This is a genomic window from Methanocorpusculum bavaricum DSM 4179 (assembly GCF_000430905.1).
GTDB lineage: Archaea > Halobacteriota > Methanomicrobia > Methanomicrobiales > Methanocorpusculaceae > Methanocorpusculum > Methanocorpusculum parvum.
Genome location: NZ_AUMX01000002.1, coordinates 1 through 17,705 on the forward strand (window position 1 = coordinate 1; position 17,705 = coordinate 17,705).

Sequence of the window (17,705 nt, forward strand, 5' to 3'; positions counted from 1 at the left end):
ATTTCCACCGCGGGACGCTCCGCGCCGAAGTCGCGTCCCCGCACCCCTTAATCAGAAAAAAGGAAAGAGATGTGGGGGAGCATATTTGCCAACTGTCAAATTCAGGTCAAAAACAAAAAAAAGAAGACGGGAAAAATTAGAATTTTGGTTTTGTTTCCACTGCTTTTGCGAGCAGATGGATAGCCGCCTGGAGATCTTTTAAGTCGATGACCTCGACCGGCGAATGGATATATCGTGCCGGAACCGACATCGGAACGCTCGGGATCCCGCCGCGTTCAAAGTTGATAGCGGATGCATCTGTGTTGCCGCCGTCTCCAACCTCGATCTGACAGGGGATGTTATATTTCTTTCCGGTCTTGACAAGCCAGTCGACGATCCGGGGATCAGCGAGATGACCCCGGCCGCTCGCCGACGCCATACCAATGACAGGTCCCTTGCCCATATAGACGGGGGCCTTGCGCCGCTCGACACCCGGCGAGTCTCCCGGGATCGTCACATCCGTGGCGATGGCAACGTCAGGATCGAGAGTGTAGGAACTCGTCTTCGCTCCCTTCAGCCCGACCTCCTCCTGCACCGTGAACACTGCATAGACGGTGTTTGCGGTCTTCATCTCCTTCAAAGCGCCGATCAGCATCGCACACCCGGCGCGGTTGTCCATCGCCTTTCCCGTGACCGTGGTCCCGGCAAGTTTTACATACTCACGGTCCATCGTGACCGAAGTTCCGACCGTAATGCCGAGAGCCTCGACCTCATCGGGCGATCTAGCGCCGACATCGATGAACAGATCGGCCATATCGATCGGCTTCTTCTTATCCTCCTCGGTCATCACATGCGGCGGTTTATTGCCGAGAACGCCGTAGATTGGTCCCTTCTCTCCGTGGAGAATGACTCTTTGTCCGACCATCACCGGATTATACCAGCCGCCGACCGCGACAAATCTGATGAATCCGTGATCGTCCACGAACTGGACCATCAGACCGATCTCATCCATATGGGCGGCGAGCATGATCTTAAAGTCGCCGCCTTTTTTCACCGCGATCAGATTGCCCATCTTATCTGTTTTGATCTCATCCACATAATCTGCGATCTCGGCACGGATGATCTTTGCAATCTCCGATTCTCGGCTGGAAATGCCGTGTGCGTTCGAGAGTTTTTCAAGTAATGTATTGATTTCGGTAAGTTCCATTTATTTCACGACCGTTCGTATTCTGTCAAGAGCGATTCTTATATTTTCCTGGGACGTTGCATAGCTCATACGGGCGTATCCGACACCTTTCGAGCCGAATGCAGCTCCCGGCGTGATGATCACGCCCGCCGCCACGATCTTCATGACCGTGTCGGGTTCAAGTTTCGGGAACGCGTAGAATGCTCCTTCCGGCATATCCACGGAGATCCCCATCTCCCGAAGTCCGCCGATAAGGAGATTCCTGCGTGCTTCATATTCCTTCTTCATTACACCTATCGAGGACTGATCCCCGGTGTATGCCTCGAGCGCCGCATACTGGGCGATCGAGGTGGGGCAGGCAAGCGAGTACTGCTGGATCTTGACCGCCTGATCGATGATCTCCCGTGAAGCCGCCATAAATCCGATCCGCCATCCCGTCATCGCATAGGTCTTGCTTGCTGCGTTGATCGTAACGACGTTGTCGCCGAACGTTCCGGCGCTGACAAACTCCGTATCTCCGTAACAAAACTTCTCGTAGACTTCGTCGGAGAGGACAGTGACCCCGTAGTCCGCTGCGGACTCGACGACCGCTTTTATCGTCTCTTTCGTCTCGACCGCGCCGGTGGGATTTGCCGGGCTGTTCAAGATCATGACTTTGGTATTTTTGTCGGAGAAGTGCTCTTTCAGCGCCTCAACATCCAGATGGAGATCGGGTTTCAGGGCGACCGGGTCGGGAATTCCGCCGGCGAGCGTTGCAAGTGAACCGTAGGATACAAAACCCGGGTTATTGAAGACGACCTTCTGTCCGTTCTCGACGAGTGAGAAGATAGCTGCGTGCAGTGCGCCCGATCCGCCGGCTGTGATCAGGATGTCTGCAGGTTCGTAGGAGAGCCCGTTTTCCGTTTTGAGTTTTCTCGCTACTGCGGCACGGAGCTCATCGATACCTGCATTGTTCGTATATCCTGTTTTGCCTTCGGCAATGGCCTTGACCGCGGCGTTTTTGATATTATCCGGTGTGTCGAAATCCGGCTGGCCGAGACCCATATTGATGGATCCGGGAGCCGCCGACTCGAACATCTTTCTGATACCTGAGATATCTATGGCTTTTACGCGTGATGCAAACTCTGTCATACTACTCGATATTGGTGTGCCGGCGTTTCAGATCGGCTTCTTCGATCTTTTTCATATCCATCAAGGTCGAGATGACGGCGTCCCCGAACATCAGCGAAGAGGTCTCGAAGATGGTTCCAAGCGGGGCAAAGGACCGGTGCTCGCCAAGCATCTGACGGATCTCATACTCATGGGCATCGCAGGTGACCGGATCGCGCTGGGTCTCGATCTCAATAACATAGTCTGCGATATGGCCGATACGCGACTGCGGATTGGATGAGATCAAAGCGACCTTGGCGCCAAGACCTTTTGCGGTCTCGGCGATATCCCCGATGGTTTTTGTGTTTCCCGATCCGGAAAAGGCAACGATCAGATCATCTTCACCGATCGCCGGGGTGATGGTCTCGCCAACGACATAGGCGGTGAATCCTGTGTGCATCAGACGCATCGCAAAGGATTTGGCAACCAGTCCGGATCTTCCTGCTCCCATCACATAGATACGCTCTGCAGTAAGGACCGCATCGAGAAACGCATCCACCTGATCTGAAGAGATCTTCTGAGCGATGGCATCGATGCGTGATGCCATGAGACTCATCATGTTTTGAACGGATACTCCATACTTCATTGTTGAATAGCTATTGGCTGTGAAGATACATGAGCGTGTTGGAATTGGAAAGTATATCCTGCGGCGCTCTGCAGAATAAAAAAAAGAAGGGATGTCTTACCAGATGTCGTAATGGACGTGGCCTTCTGGGTCCATCCTTTCAGGATGAGACTCGGGCGGCATTCCTCTGCCGATCGAAAGGATCGCGACAGGCCGGATATGCGGGGGCAGATCCAGGGCTCCTTTGACCTCCTCTTCGTCGAATGCGCCGATCCAGCAGGTGTGCAGGCGAAGAGCATGGGCTGCAAGCATCATGTAGGTGGCGGCGATCGTGGCATCCTGGACGGCGAAGAGGATGCCTCTGTCAGCATACCTTGACATAGATCTGATGTAATTTGCGCAGACGACAAGAGCCGATCCTGCGTCCGGGATCTGATGCTGGTTTCCGGCAGCGTCTCCGAGAAGTTCGAGCTGGCCGGCGTCCGTGACGATGACGAGGTCCCATGCCTCCAGATTTCCGGCAGACGGGGCGGATGCTGCGGCCTGGAGGAGGTAGTCCTTCTCCTCTTCTGTCAGGCAGCCTGCTTCATACTCGCGGACCGAGTAGCGGGCCGCAAGAAAATTCTGGAATTCAGATAAGTCCATGTTCGTTCAAAACCGCATATGCGCCGGCGGCAACGGTTGTTATCGGGGTCATTGCCTCGCCTGCTTTGTCGGACGCAAGACCGAACTGGTTCGATTCGGCAAGGCCGATGACCGCGAGCAAAACGGCAGCCGCCTGATTGAACTCTTCCGCTCCGGTCATTTTTGCCGCGGCTTCGCAGTCGCTTGCGAGAACATCGGTCAACGCGATCAGAATGGTTTTTGCGCCGGCTTTCTCCTCTTTTTTCAGCGAGGGGATCGTTACGAACTGGTGGGCGATCATCATGATGTCGAGTTTGAGCCGCTCGGCGAGATGATATCGCAGAAGTGCATCTTTTGGCGTAAGGGTCATGATGTATTTGTTTTCCGTGAGGGAATAAATAGCATCTGATTGTGTACGCCGATGATTCGGACCGGATGAAATACTCCATCCGGAAATATCGGAAAAATGCGGTTCAGACAGTGTTTTTCTGCCAAAGTCCGGTGATCCGTTCCGGGTGCGAGTAGACAGTGAACCTGGGCGGCCGGGTGAAGCAGATGAGCGTGATCCCGGATCGTTCGGCAAGAGCCGCTCCGGCGATCGTCGCCGCTGCCCGCGATATGATGATCGGTATGCCGGCATTTGCCGCTTTGGCGACCATCCCCTGCGGCATCCTGCCGGTACATCCGAGAATGCATTCACAAGGCGGCAGCTGATGTATCGTCATATAGCCGATGACTTTGTCGACCGCGTTGTGTCTGCCGATGTCGTTTGCATTGAAGACTATTTTTCCCTGATAATATAAGACTGCACAGTGCAGAGCTCCGGTCTTATCCCACTGTTCGGTGTTGATCGCCTCGCGAACGGCAAATATCTCCGCAGGCGTTATCAGGCCGCCGCCCTTTACGTTGGTCTCGGACTCGCGGGGACAAAAGCCGCCAGCTGACTCCATTTTTCCGCAGACCCGGGCTGTCTCTTCCGCCTCAACAAAAATATCCCTCCCTCTGACCTCAATCGAGCGGATCGTTTTGGTGATCCCTGCGGCGATAAAAAATCCGGCCCCGAGCTCTTCGAGCGACTCGGGTGTTGCCGTATTTTCCAGATATTTTTCTCCATTCAGATACAGGGTGACCATATCCTCGGAGACGACATGGTCGACGGATCGCGTCACCGTGCCGTTATCATACTGCCAGCCGGAAAGAAGGATCCCGTCTTCGCTTTTTTCCGCGGGTTCCGGTTCATCTGCGGGAAATCCGCGGATGCGTTTTGGATGCGAGTACACGGTGAACCGGTTTTCCCGGGTAAAGCCGATGAGGGTCACACCCTCCTCTTTTGCGAGCATCGCTCCAGGATATGTCACCGCGGTCCTTCCGATGATCACGGGGATCCCGGCATTCACTGCCTTCATGACCATGCCTTTCGGGAGTCTCCCGGTGCATCCGAGAACGCATGTTCCGGGCGGGATTTTCTGCAGGGTCATGATGCCGATGAGTTTGTCAACGGCATTGTGCCTTGCGATATCGCTTGCCACGGCGATGATTTTGTGATCATGCCATAATGCGGCGCAGTGGAGACCTCCGGTTTGTCTCCAGACATCCACGTCCATAGCCCCCCGAACAGCGAAGATCTCCGCTGGAGCGAGGAGCAGATCCGAATCGACATGACCTTTTTTTTCCGCAGGAGCAAACCCTTCACGCGGCCCGGTTCCGGGAAAAACTTCGGCTTCCACAAACACGTCTCTATCGGTGACCTCGACCGAGATGATCTTTTTCGCGACCCCGGCTGCGATGAAAAATCCTGCGCCGAATTCTCTCAGCATATCGCGGCTTGCCACGATGTGTAAATACTCGCGGTCGTTGAGATGCAGGACGATCTCCTCTTCCCGCGCTGCCGTGTCGCTGATCTTTGTGATGTTTCCGTCGTTCCAGAGAACTGCGGGCAGCTTTCCGGTCAGGCCGGCGGGATCGTATTCTTTTTCTTCCGGGTTCATGGTGGTTCCTGAGAAGTATGTTTCTCCCTTTTTCAGGGCTGGGTATCCAGTTGTTTGGTGTGAGAGCTAATAGGATTTACGCGCTGGAGATATCCTCTTTTCTGGATTTTGATGTGAGGTAAAGGTGATTTGCCTGTCTGGAAATTCTGTAATGTCAAATATTATATAAAAAAAGAGTGTGGTCAGAGTGCATTGACCAGGGATTTTCTGGTGATGAACCCGATGACCTTTTCGCCTTCAGCGACCGGAATGGTGCTGATATTTTTGGCAAGCATCATATCCACTACTTTGGAGACAGGTGTATTTATCTGCGTAGTAACGAGGGGTGTTGACATGATGTCGCCTGCCGTTACGTTTCGGAGAGCGTTGTCGAAGTGTTTGTCGATCTCGCTTTTCAGTTTTACGAGAACTTTGGCAATATCCGTCTCAGTGACGATGCCGACGGACTTGTTTCCGTCCATCACAATAAACCGGGTCGCGCCGTTGTTTGCCATTCTGCGGTGAAGCTGGACGAGGCGGTCGTCCGGCGTGATACGCGGCGCGATCTCTGTCAATGTATCAAGCGGACCTTCGGGTATCATGTGTCTTAACAGATCGCCTTTGGTGACCTGGCCGATAAGCCGGTGTTCTTCATCCCAAACAATGACGATCTTGTATCTTTGGAGAAGCGGGACGAGCAGTTCGGCGTCCTGATCCTGATAAACCGAGGTGAAGTCCTCTTTCGTAACGCTTGCAACACGGATCTGGGATGCCGGGATATTGCCGGTCTTTTTACTTCCCATCTTTTCTGCGATGGTCCGGCGGGAGGCTGTCCCCACGACAACACGGTCGTTTGTTACAACGATCGGATCAATTCCTTCGCCAAGCATCTTTGAAAGGGCTTCCGGGATCAGTGCAGATTTTGCAATCGAAACGGGCTTGGACATTACGTCTTTTACGGTTAGTTTCTGGTTCATGTTTGCTTCCTCCTCTTTGAAGAGTGTATTCAATCGCGTGGCAGAAAACATCATCTCTCTCCGCAGTCATCCGCCTGCAGAGGATGTTTTCGGGTATCCACCAGATGAATCATCTGCATCTGTTTTCAGACGTCATCCGGTGAAATGGTTTACATCGTTCCAGTCAGCGCTTTTACCAGGTCGAATTCGGTCACAATCCCGCTGAGCCGTCCTCCGTCCATAACGGGGAATGCTCCGATCCCGCGGTTCAGCATCTCTTTTGCTACTGCGTTGATAGGCATGTCGGTCGAGACCGTTCTGATGTCGGCTGCAGTCATGATATCGCGGACGGGGAGGCTGAGGACCTCATCAACGGTCCCTGTCTGCATCTCGGAAAAGACCCTGCCTTTTCCAAGATAGCCCATAATGTCCGTCGCTGTGATCATACCGAGCAGTATCCCGTCTTTAACCACGGGAAGACGCCGGTATCCGTCGTCAACGATCTGTTTTGTAACATGACTGAGAGGCAGATCGGGTGCAACCTTCTTTGGGCATGCGGTCATGATCTCGTCGACCACCAGATCCGATTCTTTCCCGGCAAGCATCCGCATCAGATCGTATTCGGTGACGATCCCTGCGAGTGTTGTGTCGGGGTTGAGAATGGGAAAACCGCCGTGTCCTGTTTCCAGAAGGATGGAGGCTGCTTCTTTGATGGTCGTTGCCGGTGAAAAACCGGTCACACTTTCGGTGGCGATCTCCCGCAGGCTTTCATTCAAGGCGGCCAGAAGATTTCCTTTATGCTTGTTTGCAATAAGGTTGTATCTGCTGCCTCCTCCCATCATGTCGATAACATCAGTGATCGTTACAATCCCAATCAGTTTCTTGGTTCCGGGATCGGTGATCGGCAGGCGACGAAAGTTGTGCCGGCTCATCATCTGGATCCCCTCGATTATCCTCATGGTGGGAGGTACCGAGATGACATTCAGACTTGCGATATCAAGAACGCTGTTCTTTTTTGTTTTGGATTGTTTTGCTGGTGATGTCATGTTTTTACCAACGCTAAGGTGGTATAATGAGTTAATGCTCTGTCATGACTTAATAGGCTTATGATACGAGTATCTTTTTTCCATCGCAGGAAAAATTCGTGAACGGAATGCAGATATTTGTCCATTCCTGATAAATATTTTTCGGAACATCCATTCACAGTAAAGATCTATGAAGGCATTGCAAGGTATAAGGGAGACGGGTCCGGATCCGGCCGTAATGTTCTGTCGATATTTCTCCGGGTCATAGCATGAGGTTTATATCTCAGTAAAGGGGAATATACTACATAATCCAATTTAGGTGTTTTAATGGTAGCATTTCCTCGTCTCAGAAGCTTTTTCGGAAAGCTGTTTGGCAAAAAACGTTCGCGGGTGGGTATCTACGGCCCCCCGAATGCGGGTAAAACCACACTTGCCAACCGTATAGTTCGCGATGTGACCGGTGAAGCTGTCGGTCCTGTCAGTGAGATCCCTCATGAGACCCGTCGTGCAAGAAGAAAGGAGGGCGTTGAGATCAATTCGGGAAGCAGCAAACTGCTCATCGATATCGTTGACACTCCCGGTGTCACAACGAAGATCGATTATCACGAGTTTCTGGAATATGGTATGGATCAGGACGAAGCCGTGGCCCGTGCCCGTGAAGCAACTGAAGGTGTTGCCGAAGCAATGCACTGGCTGCGTGAAGATATCGACGGCGTGATCTATGTCCTCGACAGTACCCAGGACCCGTTCATGCATGTGAACATCATGATGGTGGGTATCATCGAATCGCGGAAACTGCCGGTGATCATCGTTGCAAACAAGATCGATCTGCCGGACGCATCTCCGCAGCGGATCAAGAGCGCGTTCCCCCAGCACCCGGTGGTCCAGATCTCCGGTCTTGAGGGCAACAACATGGAAGAGCTTTACGCGAAGATCTCCGAGGTTTTCAGGTGAGGTAGATGATTCAGGGAGTTCAGATCGATATGCTGTCTGCAGAGCGTCTTTCCAAGATGACGTCGTATGAAAAGATACGGCTGATCCTGGATGATGTCCGTCAGGGCAGTGTCGTCGTCCTCGAGCAGGGTCTCACTCCGGAGGAGCAGGGGAAACTACTCGAGACGACCATGATGGAGATCACCCCCGGCGGCTTTTCCGGGATCGAGATCGAGACATATCCCTCGATGGGCGGTGACAAAGGATTCTTTACGAAGGTATTCGGAAAGAAGAGCAATGCTCCGCGTCTGATGGTCATCGGCCCGGTCGATCAGCTGAAAATGCTATCCCGGGAAAAAGACAGACTTATTGCATGGGCCTCGGCAGCACAGTAATCTATGCCGCATAAATGTACAAAATGTGGACGCGAGTTTCGTGACGGATCGGTCGAGATCCTTCGCGGATGTCCGAGTTGCGGCGGCAAAAAATTCCTCTACGTAAGTGACCGTGTAAAAAATGCGGATGTGTTGGAGGAGAAGTCTATCGAAAAGATCGCTGAGGAAACGAAGCAGGAAGTGCTCGAAGTAAAACACCAGGGTCCGGCCACCCGCCCGACCGATATTTTAGAGCGTGTCGAGAGTGTCAGGATCGTCAGCAAAGGGACATATGAACTGAATCTCGAACGGCTGGCTGAATCTCAGGATATCATTATTGGCATGGGGGATGACGGCAAGTATATGCTGGATCTTCCTTCCATGTCAAAGAGAAAAGCCGATCCTAAAAAGAAATAGGATTCCATATATTTTTTCTCAGATCACTTGAACTGAATTTTTTTACGGCGCAAATCGTTGCCTCATTTTAGACACTGATGTGAAATAATCAGTCGAATTGTATAAAAAAAATCTTAAAAAAACAAAGCGGGCCTAAAGGGATTTGAACCCCTGACCTACGGATTAAGAGTCCGTCGCTATTCCTGACTAAGCTATAGGCCCTTGTTCTTGAGTCGTTTGACCTAATTAGATACGTCATGGGAATATTTATAGATTTTCTTATGATATTTCTGCTGCAGTTCAATCTCCATATCCTTAATAACCAGCCGATACTAATAAGATACGTATGGTTGAGACTGATGGGACTCAGACCGTATCCCAGAAAAATAAAAATAAACAAATAAAATATCTCATTCTGGGATGCGGCAGCATTGGGTATAACGTACTTGAAGAACTCAGCGAGTCAAATGACAACATTCTGATCGTTGATTCTGATGAAAAACGCATCGATGATCTGCGGGACCGCAGGCATCAGGCAACCGTCGGCGACATCAGCGATCCGCTGATCCTTACGAAACTTCCTGAACCGGAAGTCGTATTTGTTCTTTCATCCGACAAGGATGCAAATCTGGCCGCAGTTCAGAACATCAGAAAGGCATATCCGAATGCAAATATCATCGCCCGCGCCGTTGACCTCTTTTCTACCGATCAGCTTGCCGACAACGGCGCCGATGTTGTTCTGTATCCGCAGAAGGTCGTGGCCAAGTCTGCCGTAAACCATATGGCAAATCTCATCGCATCGAGAAATGCCCAGAAACTATACTCTCTTCTTTCTTCATGGTCCGGCACGCTTGGCATCATCACGCATAAAAATCCTGATCCGGACGCGATCTCCAGTGCTATGGCGCTGTCCGTGATCGCTCACGATGCCTCGAAAGGCAAACTTGCGACCCGGATCCTTTACGAGGGAAATATCGGCCATCAGGAAAATCGTGCGTTTGTCAACCTCCTTGAGATCAAAATGGAGCATCTCACCAAAGAGATCCTTGCCGAGTGTGACTACCTGGCGCTCGTGGACTGTGTTGCGCCTGGAATGAACAACGATCTGCCGGCAAACACCAAGATCAATATCATCGTGGATCACCACAGCGCTGAGGGTGTGGTAAGGGAGTATAAACCCGAATTCCTTGAATCGAGGCCCGATGCCGGAGCAACGGCATCCGTTCTCACTCAGTATCTCCAGGAGCTGTATCTCCCGATCGACACGAAAGTGGCGACCGCTCTTTTCTACGGGATCCGCGCAGACACCCACGAGTTCCAGCGAAATATCTCATCTCAGGATCTGTATAATGCGGCCTTCCTTCTTCCTCACGCAGACCGCGCTCTCCTAGAGATCATCATGGCCCCGTCGCTTTCTCAGGAGACGCTCGATGTTTTGGGCAATGCGATACAGAACCGCGAGGTAAAGCACGGGTATCTCTTCTCCAACGTCGGTTATGTCAGAAACAGGGATGCCATCCCGCAGGCTGCAGATATGCTCCTGACGCTCGAAGGGGTCACAACTTCCATGGTGTATGGTATCACCGATACCCACATCACCCTTTCTGCCAGAAACAAAGACATCCGTCTGCATGTCGGCGACGTGATGAAGGATGCTTTTGCCAGGATCCCTGGCGCTTCAGCCGGCGGGCATGCGACAATGGCGGCTCTTTCCATCCCGCTGAACGCGTTTTCCCTAGTCAAAGATAAAGAGGAGCTCCTTTCTATGGTCATCGACCCGATCCTTTCCAATTTCATGAAGATCGTTGGTATATCCGAGGCTGAGGGAGATGAAACCTGAAGACTGGGAACCCTGTTATCTTCGGATCCTTGCATACTTCGGCTTCTCCCGTGAGGATGATGAACGTTCGGCTGAGCTTCTTTCGGCACTTTTGCCAAGGAACGATATTGCACTTCTGAAGGATACGATTCGCGGGAAGGATTGTATCGTCTGCGGAAACGCTCCGTCGCTCCCTCTCGATCTGAAAACTGCGGATCTCACAGGAAAAGTTGTGATTGCGGCAGATGCAGCGGCCCGTGTACTTTTTCTTCGGGGCATCCGGCCGGAGATCATCCTCTCGGATATCGACGGGATGGATGATGATTTTTTGACCATGAACGATGCCGGCACCATTCTGGTTCTGCATGCGCACGGGGACAACATTCCGCTTGTTCAGTCCTGGGTCCCGAAGGTTCGCGGGCCGGTGGTCGGGACAACACAGAGCACGCCCCTTGCCAATGTCTATAACTTCGGCGGATTCTCCGACGGCGACCGGTGTGTGTTTGCGGCGCATGAGCTTGGAGCTGCGTCCGTTGAGCTTATCGGCTTTGATCTTGATGATGCCAATGTCGATCCGGTGAAACACGGAAAACTGATGATCGCCCGCAAACTTCTCAAACTGGCTGGTCATGATGTCTGATGCGGTGATCATAGACGGGTATGTGGATGAACCTGCATGCCTGGGCGTTCCCCCGTATATCTCTCCCTACATCAGGACAACTGCGGGTGTATTGAAGGAGCACGGCTACTCTGTCAGGTATGTGACGATCGACGAACTGCGCAAAGATCCTCTGTCTGTTCCAAAACTGCGGGAGGCATCCGTTGTTGTGATGATCGCAGGTGTCACTGTCCCGGGGAAGTATCTGTCCGGAACGCCGGCCACGCTTTCCGAGCTCCAGCAGATCGGCTTCATGCTGCGCGGCCGGTCGGTCTCTCTTCTTGGCGGCCCGATCGGGTTTGGCTACTCGCCGCAGGGGGGGGCGCGGGCAGTAAAAGAGGCTGTTTCCGGATGGACGGCAATGCTGAAGGGGGAACCTTCTGCTGCTCTCGATGCATATCTCTCGGGCGGAGAGCCGGATGGTATCCTTTCGTATCCTGAGTATGACAGATGGGCAGTCCTCGGCGCTGATATCATTAGCCAGCATCCGTTTTTCCCCCATGTCATGTGCGAACTTGAGACAGCCAAGGGGTGTTTCCGGTGCATAACGGGCGGCTGTTCCTTTTGTACTGAACCGCTGTACGGGATGCCGCGTATGCGCGAGGCTGCCGGAGTATGGCGTGAAGTATCTGCACTTGCACGGGCGGGAGCCCGGCATTTCCGGCTTGGCCGTCAGCCCGATCTGCTTGCATACGGGACGTCGGGCACCGAGTATCCGCGACCCGAGCCCGACAAACTTCGTGCGCTTTTTACCGGCATCCGCGAAGCAGCGCCCGATCTTTTGACGCTGCATATCGACAACATCAACCCCGGGACGATCGCCCGCCACGAAGAAGCCTCCCGCGAGGCACTTCTTGCAATCGTCGAAGGACATACCGAAGGGGACATCGCGGCATTCGGCGTTGAGTCGGCCGATCCTGTCGTGATCGAGGCAAACAATCTGAAAGGTTCGCCTGAAATGATTTTCCGCGCTGTCGAGATCGTCAATGAGGTGGGCGCCGTTCGAAGAAACGGAATCCCTGAACTTTTACCAGGTCTCAACTTTATCGGAGGACTTGCCGGCGAGACTGCGGAAACCTTTGCGCTGAACAAAGCATTTCTGGACAGGATCCTGGCATCAGGTCTGCTTGTCAGGAGAGTGAACATCCGCCAGCTCATGCCTTTTGAAGGGACCCGCGCTTATGAGAACAACTGTCTTGGCATGCATGACAAACTCTTCCATCAGTTCAAGGATGATGTCAGAAGCACGTTCGATACTATTATGCTCGAACGGGTGTTTCCCCCTGGGACCGTCCTGTCCAATGTTCTTGTCGAAGTCACGGGTCCGGTTTCTTTCGGCCGTCAGATGGGGACGTATCCTGTCCTTATTGGGATCCCGCAGCAGCTTTCCTGCGGAACTCTTCTGAATACTGCGGTCGTCTCCTATGGCGCACGCAGTCTAACTGCCCTGCCGGTCCCGATACAGATCAATACACTGCTTGCTTCAGCCCTCAAATGGATCCCCGGCATCTCTAAGAAACTTGCGCAGAAAGTTGCTGCAGGCAGACCGTTTGCCGGTGTCAGCGATTTTAGATCGCTGGTTACGTCAGAAGAGATCGCGCCGTTTCTGCCGCTGATGGAATTTTAAAGATCTTTTTCCAGAATGAGCCTGGATATGTCAGGGTAGAAATAGTTCTCTTCTCTCTTTTTGATGGAAAATCCGTTTTTCAGATAGAAGGATACCGCAGCGCTGTTTGTATCTGCCACCGTGAGGTGGACTTTATTCACACCGTGTTTTCGCAGCTCGGAAAAAAGCCTGGTTGTGAGCCGGGTGCCTGCTTCTATTCTTCGAAAGTCGCTTTTGACGCCGATTCGAATGAGTTTGCCGACTTTTGGATCGTTAAAGTGGATCCCTCCGAGGATATAGCCGACGATCTCCTGCGTATCTGTTCTTTCTGCCACAAAAAACAGATCCGGAAACAGTTCTTCGATGTGGCGGAAGAGGATATGTCCCCCCATTCCCTCGAAAAGCACCGAGTCGAGACGGCAGAGGGCAGGATAATCTGCTGAAGTGTAGGGTCTGACCCGGAACGGTTCCATGATTTTGTAATGTTTGGCTTTCAGATGTGTTGAATTTATCTTTGTGAGCATGGTTTTGGGTGGATCTATGGGGATTCAGGGGGTCTGCACCCCGATGGACCTGGGAGGTGTTCATCGGGTGGCTTTTTCTGAAGATCCGGCAGTTCATGTCTTAAGGATCCGGCCGCAGATTTGGCTTTTCGCCGGAGAGACAGACTCATACTTTCCGGAAAATAGGAAATTACTTATGTTCGAACGCAGATATCATTCAATACTATGAAGTGGCAGATATCAGAACTATTTGGGATGAGTGTTTATTCCGATAAAGCAGTGTTCCTTGGAAAGGTGGAGGATGTTGTACTGGATGTTACTAATAAAAAGATCAGCGGCCTCGCTCTTTCCAACGTGAATAAAGATGTAATCGACACGAAGAATTATCAGGGTGTCATCATCCCCTACAGAATTGTCAAAGAAGTTGGTGACATCATCATAGTCCGCCACATCCCGGGAGCTTTCAAGGTTGCCGGGGAGCCTTTATTTGGAGCGTAAGATATCCTGTATGAAAGATCGTGAGATTTTTGCCGATCTTTCTACCACTGTCCCTTTTGTATTGCGGCTTGACGGCAGGTCGTTTCATCGCTTTTCCAAAGACCGGTACAAAAAACCCTACGACAAGGTCTTTTCCGATGCGATGGTCAAGACTGCTCGCGCCCTCATCACCGACAGCGGTCTCTCTCCATCGTTTGCCTACACGTTTTCCGATGAGATCAGTATCTATGTCCCGGCGCCGGTATTCGACTGTCGGGTTGAGAAGCTTGTCTCCGTCTCGGCATCGTTCGCTTCATCGGCGTTCACGCTGTACGCAGGGGCTGAGCAGCCTCTGGCATTCGACTCGCGTGTGATCCCGATGGAGGAAGGGCTGTTTCCAGATTATCTTTCCTGGCGGCAGGCCGAGGCATGGCGAAATCATATGAATGGATATGCGCAGAAACTCCTTTTGGACGAGGGAGTTTCACCAACGAATGCGCAGAAACAACTGGACGGAATGAACGCCGCCGCTCTGCACGAGTTTGCTTTCTCCAGGGGCGTGAATCTTGCTCTGACACCTGCATGGGAGAGGCGCGGGATCTGCATCTATCGGGATACGGTGATGCGTGAAGGGTATAATCCGATCACTGATGAGCATGTTTCGGTCACGCGGATCGTGCCGGTCGTTGATGAAGAGGTGCCGCTTTTCAAAACACCGGAAGGGACGTCCTGGGTCCTTGAAAAGATCCGCTGATCCGATTCTCTTTTTTGTGATTTAACTATCCGTTTGGAGTCAGAGACGCAAACTAAAAAAAATCAAAGATAAAAACATAGCGAGGGATGGATTTGAACCATCGGTCTACGGGTTATGAGCCCGTCGGGATTTCCTGACTACCCCACCTCGCTTTACAAAAGCTTCACACATCATCTCTGTGTGCCTTAAAATATAGGTGGCTGCTGCTTAAATAGATTTGCAAATTATGTTTCCATATGATGATATGGATGCATCTCTTATCTACAAATACAGATGAAATGCTCACTTCTCTTCGATCTTTCTCACAGGCGCGCCAGTGCCGGTGATTCGGCTTATCCGCACTTTGGAATCAGTGTCTTCGCTGTACTTCGTGTATGAGCGTGTTTACTGATCTCCACCCTACCCTCCAGGAGCTGCTTCTCTCCGGTCTTGAATGGGACGAGCTCCGGCCCGTTCAGACTGAGGCCTTTCTTTCGGTGGCCGGCGGGGCCGACACCCTCGTTCTTGCGCCGACTGCAGGAGGAAAGACCGAGTCTGCATTTTTTCCGGTTATCGATGCGATCTTAAAGCAGCCTTCGGAGAAACTGTCTGCGGTCTACATCTCTCCGTTAAAAGCCCTCATCAATGATCAGCTGGACCGGATACTTTTCATGTGCTCCCGGACCGGGCTCGATGCTTCGGTGCAGCATGGTGACATTTTGGATCGGGACCGTTTTGATTTTACCGGGCCTGAGCATACCGACATCCTGCTGACCACTCCCGAGTCTCTTGAGGTCCTCATAAGCGACTCAAGGGCCAGGGAAGCATTCAATGAGGTCAGATACATCATCATCGATGAGATCCATGCCTTCATGGAGTCTGACCGCGGTGTCCATCTTCTTTGTCTGATGGACCGTCTGGAAATGCTTGGGACAAAACCGATCATACGGATCGGTCTTTCGGCCACCGTCGGCAATCCCGAAACGCTTCTTTCCTGGTTCTCCGGACCCGGCAGGAAAAAACATCTCGTCTCGATCCCCTCCCCCTCCTCAAAAAAACAGTTCATGTTTGCGGTTGAGCAGGAGTTCTCCCGACAGGTGCATGCGATAGCAAAAGCAGTTTACGGAAAAAAAGCCCTGGTCTTTACCGAAAGCCGCAGCCTTGCCGAGCGGCTGGTCGTCCCCCTGCGCGAAGAACTGCCGCTGGTGTTTCTTCATCACTCCTCCGTGTCGCCGGAGGATCGTGAAGCGGCTGAACGGTCCTTTGACTCTGCCGGCGGGACCTGTGTGATTTGTACAAGCACGATGGAGCTTGGCGTTGATATAGGGGAACTCGATCTTGTCGTTCAGTATGGAGCGCCGCGTTCGGTCTCTTCGTTTCTGCAGAGGCTTGGCCGGACCGGCAGACGAGGGATGCCGGCCCGCATGCTTTGCATCGTTTCCAATGCCTGTGACCTTCTGACTGCAGTATCCGTGATCGAGGCTGCGATGGATCATAAGGTCGAGCTGCTGACCCCTCCCTCATGTCCGTATCATGTTCTTATCCAGCAACTGTTTCTTCTCTTAAAGGGGAAAAACGGGATGAGTCTTCGAAGCATCATCAGTGCTTTATCCGCGCTGACTCCGTTTAAGGAGATGTCTCCAAGTCATTACTCTTCTATCCTGGCGCATCTTACTGCACAAAAGTATCTTGTCCGCTCCGGTGATCTGTATCTTGCGGGATCTCGGGCGGAGCTGGAGCTTGGCCGATCCAACTGGATGTCCCTCATCTCTGTCATTCGTGATTCCGGAGGGTATCTCGCGGTGCTTCCAGACGGCACGGTGATCGGCACGCTCGATCCGCGTTTTGTCGGCGGCGATCCGGGTAAGACCTTTTCTTTCACCGGAAAAACCTGGCGACTCCTTCACCGAGATGATGTACATAAACGCGCCCTTATCGAGCCGGCATCCGTCAGAGGTGAGGTGAAACGTCCGTTCTGGAGCGGAGGGGAGGGGGGGAGTTATGCAAGCGGTCTTGTGTGCCAGTCGGTTGCCGCAGTTCTCAGCCGCGGCGTTTCCCGGATCCCTCTTCCCCCGGCAGAGAAGGCGGTGATCGCCGATCTGATCTCTATACTGCCTGATGATTTTTCGCCCGGGAAGATCCACATCCGCGCAGAACCGGAATTGAACGGATATTCAGTCGTCGTATCCACATTTCTCGGCACGCGGGCAAATCAGGTGCTTGCGCATCTTCTGAAAAATCGGCTCGAAGGAAAACATGCCGTTCGTTATACGCAGTTTGCGATCCGGATCTTTGACTGGGAATCACCAAAAGCCGGAGAATATATTGCCGGCATCCTGGAGGAGCTTGGCTGTATGTCTGTTATTCCGATTGCAGAAGAACTCCCCCGTCTTCCGGAAACCGCCTGGAAGTTCGGCGAGCTGCTTCCCGAAGAGCTTCGACTGGAGATGGCGGCTTATGATTATTATGATATTCCGGCTCTGCTATCTGCATTGTCTGCGTATCGGTGCCGGAAATACTATAAGTAATTTTTGTTGTCTTTTTTTGGGAACTGCTGGTATGATATATTATGGTTTTGCTCCTTTATGGGCGGAATTAATTTGGGATGAGGAGGTAAAATCGGATATTTTTCTGTTATTAGAATCAAAAGCATCATGGAGTCTTTTAATCTGCCTATACAGCATACTTAAAACGGTTCGATCCAGAAATGCTCTCATTTCTTGATTGTATGGGGTGTGTGAAAAATATTTCCTCG

18 protein-coding genes and 2 tRNA genes are annotated in these 17,705 nt (G+C 52.1%); 9 read left to right on the top strand and 11 right to left on the bottom strand.

What is annotated here, in order from left to right; translation table 11 throughout:
* Nucleotides 1-136: 136 nt before the first annotated feature.
* From H575_RS01830 to H575_RS01865, 8 genes are all read right to left on the bottom strand, one after another.
* Nucleotides 137-1,186, bottom strand: a complete 1,050-nt coding sequence (locus H575_RS01830; protein ID WP_042697083.1) for a M42 family metallopeptidase — start codon at nucleotides 1,184-1,186, stop codon at nucleotides 137-139.
* Nucleotides 1,187-2,296 (bottom strand): pyridoxal phosphate-dependent aminotransferase, encoded by a 1,110-nt coding sequence (locus tag H575_RS01835; protein WP_042697085.1) that lies wholly within the window; start codon nucleotides 2,294-2,296, stop codon nucleotides 1,187-1,189.
* 1 nt (nucleotide 2,297) lies between these two features.
* Nucleotides 2,298-2,900 (bottom strand): 6-phospho-3-hexuloisomerase, encoded by a 603-nt coding sequence (hxlB, locus tag H575_RS01840; protein WP_042697087.1) that lies wholly within the window; start codon nucleotides 2,898-2,900, stop codon nucleotides 2,298-2,300.
* Nucleotides 2,901-2,996: 96 nt separating this feature from the next.
* Nucleotides 2,997-3,524, bottom strand: a complete 528-nt coding sequence (locus tag H575_RS01845; protein WP_042697090.1) for a nitroreductase family protein — start codon at nucleotides 3,522-3,524, stop codon at nucleotides 2,997-2,999.
* On the bottom strand, nucleotides 3,511-3,873 hold the full coding sequence (locus tag H575_RS01850) for a hypothetical protein (RefSeq protein WP_042697093.1): 363 nt from the start codon (nucleotides 3,871-3,873) through the stop codon (nucleotides 3,511-3,513). The genes H575_RS01845 and H575_RS01850 overlap by 14 nt, the downstream gene beginning before the upstream one ends.
* Nucleotides 3,874-3,976: 103 nt before the next feature.
* Nucleotides 3,977-5,491 carry a formate dehydrogenase accessory sulfurtransferase FdhD gene (gene fdhD / locus H575_RS08860; protein WP_052319906.1) on the bottom strand — a complete coding sequence of 505 codons (1,515 nt, stop codon included), beginning with the start codon at nucleotides 5,489-5,491 and terminating at the stop codon, nucleotides 3,977-3,979.
* Nucleotides 5,492-5,673: 182 nt separating this feature from the next.
* The gene (locus tag H575_RS01860; protein ID WP_042697650.1) at nucleotides 5,674-6,447 is read right to left on the bottom strand and encodes a CBS domain-containing protein; all 774 of its coding nucleotides are present in this window, start codon (nucleotides 6,445-6,447) and stop codon (nucleotides 5,674-5,676) included.
* Nucleotides 6,448-6,596: 149 nt separating this feature from the next.
* On the bottom strand, nucleotides 6,597-7,472 hold the full coding sequence (locus H575_RS01865; protein ID WP_052319907.1) for a CBS domain-containing protein: 876 nt from the start codon (nucleotides 7,470-7,472) through the stop codon (nucleotides 6,597-6,599).
* 306 nt (nucleotides 7,473-7,778) lie between these two features.
* On the opposite strand from H575_RS01865, the gene H575_RS01870 reads away from it, so the two are divergent.
* The 3 genes from H575_RS01870 to H575_RS01880 are packed head-to-tail and all read left to right on the top strand — an operon-like array spanning nucleotide 7,779 to nucleotide 9,175.
* Nucleotides 7,779-8,405, top strand: a complete 627-nt coding sequence (locus H575_RS01870; RefSeq protein WP_042697096.1) for an Era-like GTP-binding protein — start codon at nucleotides 7,779-7,781, stop codon at nucleotides 8,403-8,405.
* Nucleotides 8,406-8,410: 5 nt separating this feature from the next.
* On the top strand, nucleotides 8,411-8,779 hold the full coding sequence (locus tag H575_RS01875; protein WP_042697098.1) for a DUF2073 domain-containing protein: 369 nt from the start codon (nucleotides 8,411-8,413) through the stop codon (nucleotides 8,777-8,779).
* 3 nt (nucleotides 8,780-8,782) lie between these two features.
* Nucleotides 8,783-9,175, top strand: a complete 393-nt coding sequence (locus tag H575_RS01880; protein WP_042697101.1) for a Zn-ribbon domain-containing protein — start codon at nucleotides 8,783-8,785, stop codon at nucleotides 9,173-9,175.
* Between the two features lie 127 nt (nucleotides 9,176-9,302).
* On the opposite strand, the gene H575_RS01885 is transcribed toward H575_RS01880, so the two are convergent.
* Nucleotides 9,303-9,376: transfer RNA gene (locus tag H575_RS01885), tRNA-Lys, on the bottom strand.
* Between the two features lie 124 nt (nucleotides 9,377-9,500).
* Here H575_RS01885 and H575_RS01890 point away from each other — a divergent pair.
* Genes H575_RS01890 through H575_RS01900 form a run of 3 tightly spaced genes read left to right on the top strand, consistent with a single transcriptional unit; the run spans nucleotide 9,501 to nucleotide 13,258 of the window.
* The gene (locus tag H575_RS01890; RefSeq protein WP_042697105.1) at nucleotides 9,501-10,994 is read left to right on the top strand and encodes a DHH family phosphoesterase; all 1,494 of its coding nucleotides are present in this window, start codon (nucleotides 9,501-9,503) and stop codon (nucleotides 10,992-10,994) included.
* Nucleotides 10,984-11,613 carry a 6-hydroxymethylpterin diphosphokinase MptE-like protein gene (locus H575_RS01895; protein WP_042697108.1) on the top strand — a complete coding sequence of 210 codons (630 nt, stop codon included), beginning with the start codon at nucleotides 10,984-10,986 and terminating at the stop codon, nucleotides 11,611-11,613. The genes H575_RS01890 and H575_RS01895 overlap by 11 nt, the downstream gene beginning before the upstream one ends.
* Entirely contained in the window at nucleotides 11,603-13,258 is a 1,656-nt protein-coding gene (locus tag H575_RS01900) for a radical SAM protein (protein ID WP_042697110.1), read from the top strand. Before H575_RS01895 ends, H575_RS01900 begins: the two co-directional genes overlap by 11 nt.
* On the opposite strand, the gene H575_RS01905 is transcribed toward H575_RS01900, so the two are convergent.
* Nucleotides 13,255-13,761, bottom strand: a complete 507-nt coding sequence (locus H575_RS01905; RefSeq protein ID WP_042697113.1) for a GNAT family N-acetyltransferase — start codon at nucleotides 13,759-13,761, stop codon at nucleotides 13,255-13,257. The two genes, H575_RS01900 and H575_RS01905, sit on opposite strands and share 4 nt — an antisense overlap.
* Before the next feature lie 204 nt (nucleotides 13,762-13,965).
* On the opposite strand from H575_RS01905, the gene H575_RS01915 reads away from it, so the two are divergent.
* The gene (locus tag H575_RS01915) at nucleotides 13,966-14,238 is read left to right on the top strand and encodes a PRC-barrel domain-containing protein (protein WP_042697121.1); all 273 of its coding nucleotides are present in this window, start codon (nucleotides 13,966-13,968) and stop codon (nucleotides 14,236-14,238) included.
* A gap of 10 nt (nucleotides 14,239-14,248) precedes the next feature.
* Nucleotides 14,249-14,971, top strand: coding sequence for a tRNA(His) guanylyltransferase Thg1 family protein (locus H575_RS01920; RefSeq protein WP_042697123.1), 723 nt, complete (start codon nucleotides 14,249-14,251; stop codon nucleotides 14,969-14,971).
* Nucleotides 14,972-15,048: 77 nt separating this feature from the next.
* On the opposite strand, the gene H575_RS01925 is transcribed toward H575_RS01920, so the two are convergent.
* Nucleotides 15,049-15,123 (bottom strand) — tRNA-Met (locus tag H575_RS01925).
* A 222-nt stretch (nucleotides 15,124-15,345) separates the two neighbouring features.
* Here H575_RS01925 and H575_RS01930 point away from each other — a divergent pair.
* On the top strand, nucleotides 15,346-17,478 hold the full coding sequence (locus tag H575_RS01930) for a DEAD/DEAH box helicase (RefSeq protein ID WP_052319908.1): 2,133 nt from the start codon (nucleotides 15,346-15,348) through the stop codon (nucleotides 17,476-17,478).
* The last annotated feature ends 227 nt before the right edge of the window (nucleotides 17,479-17,705 follow it).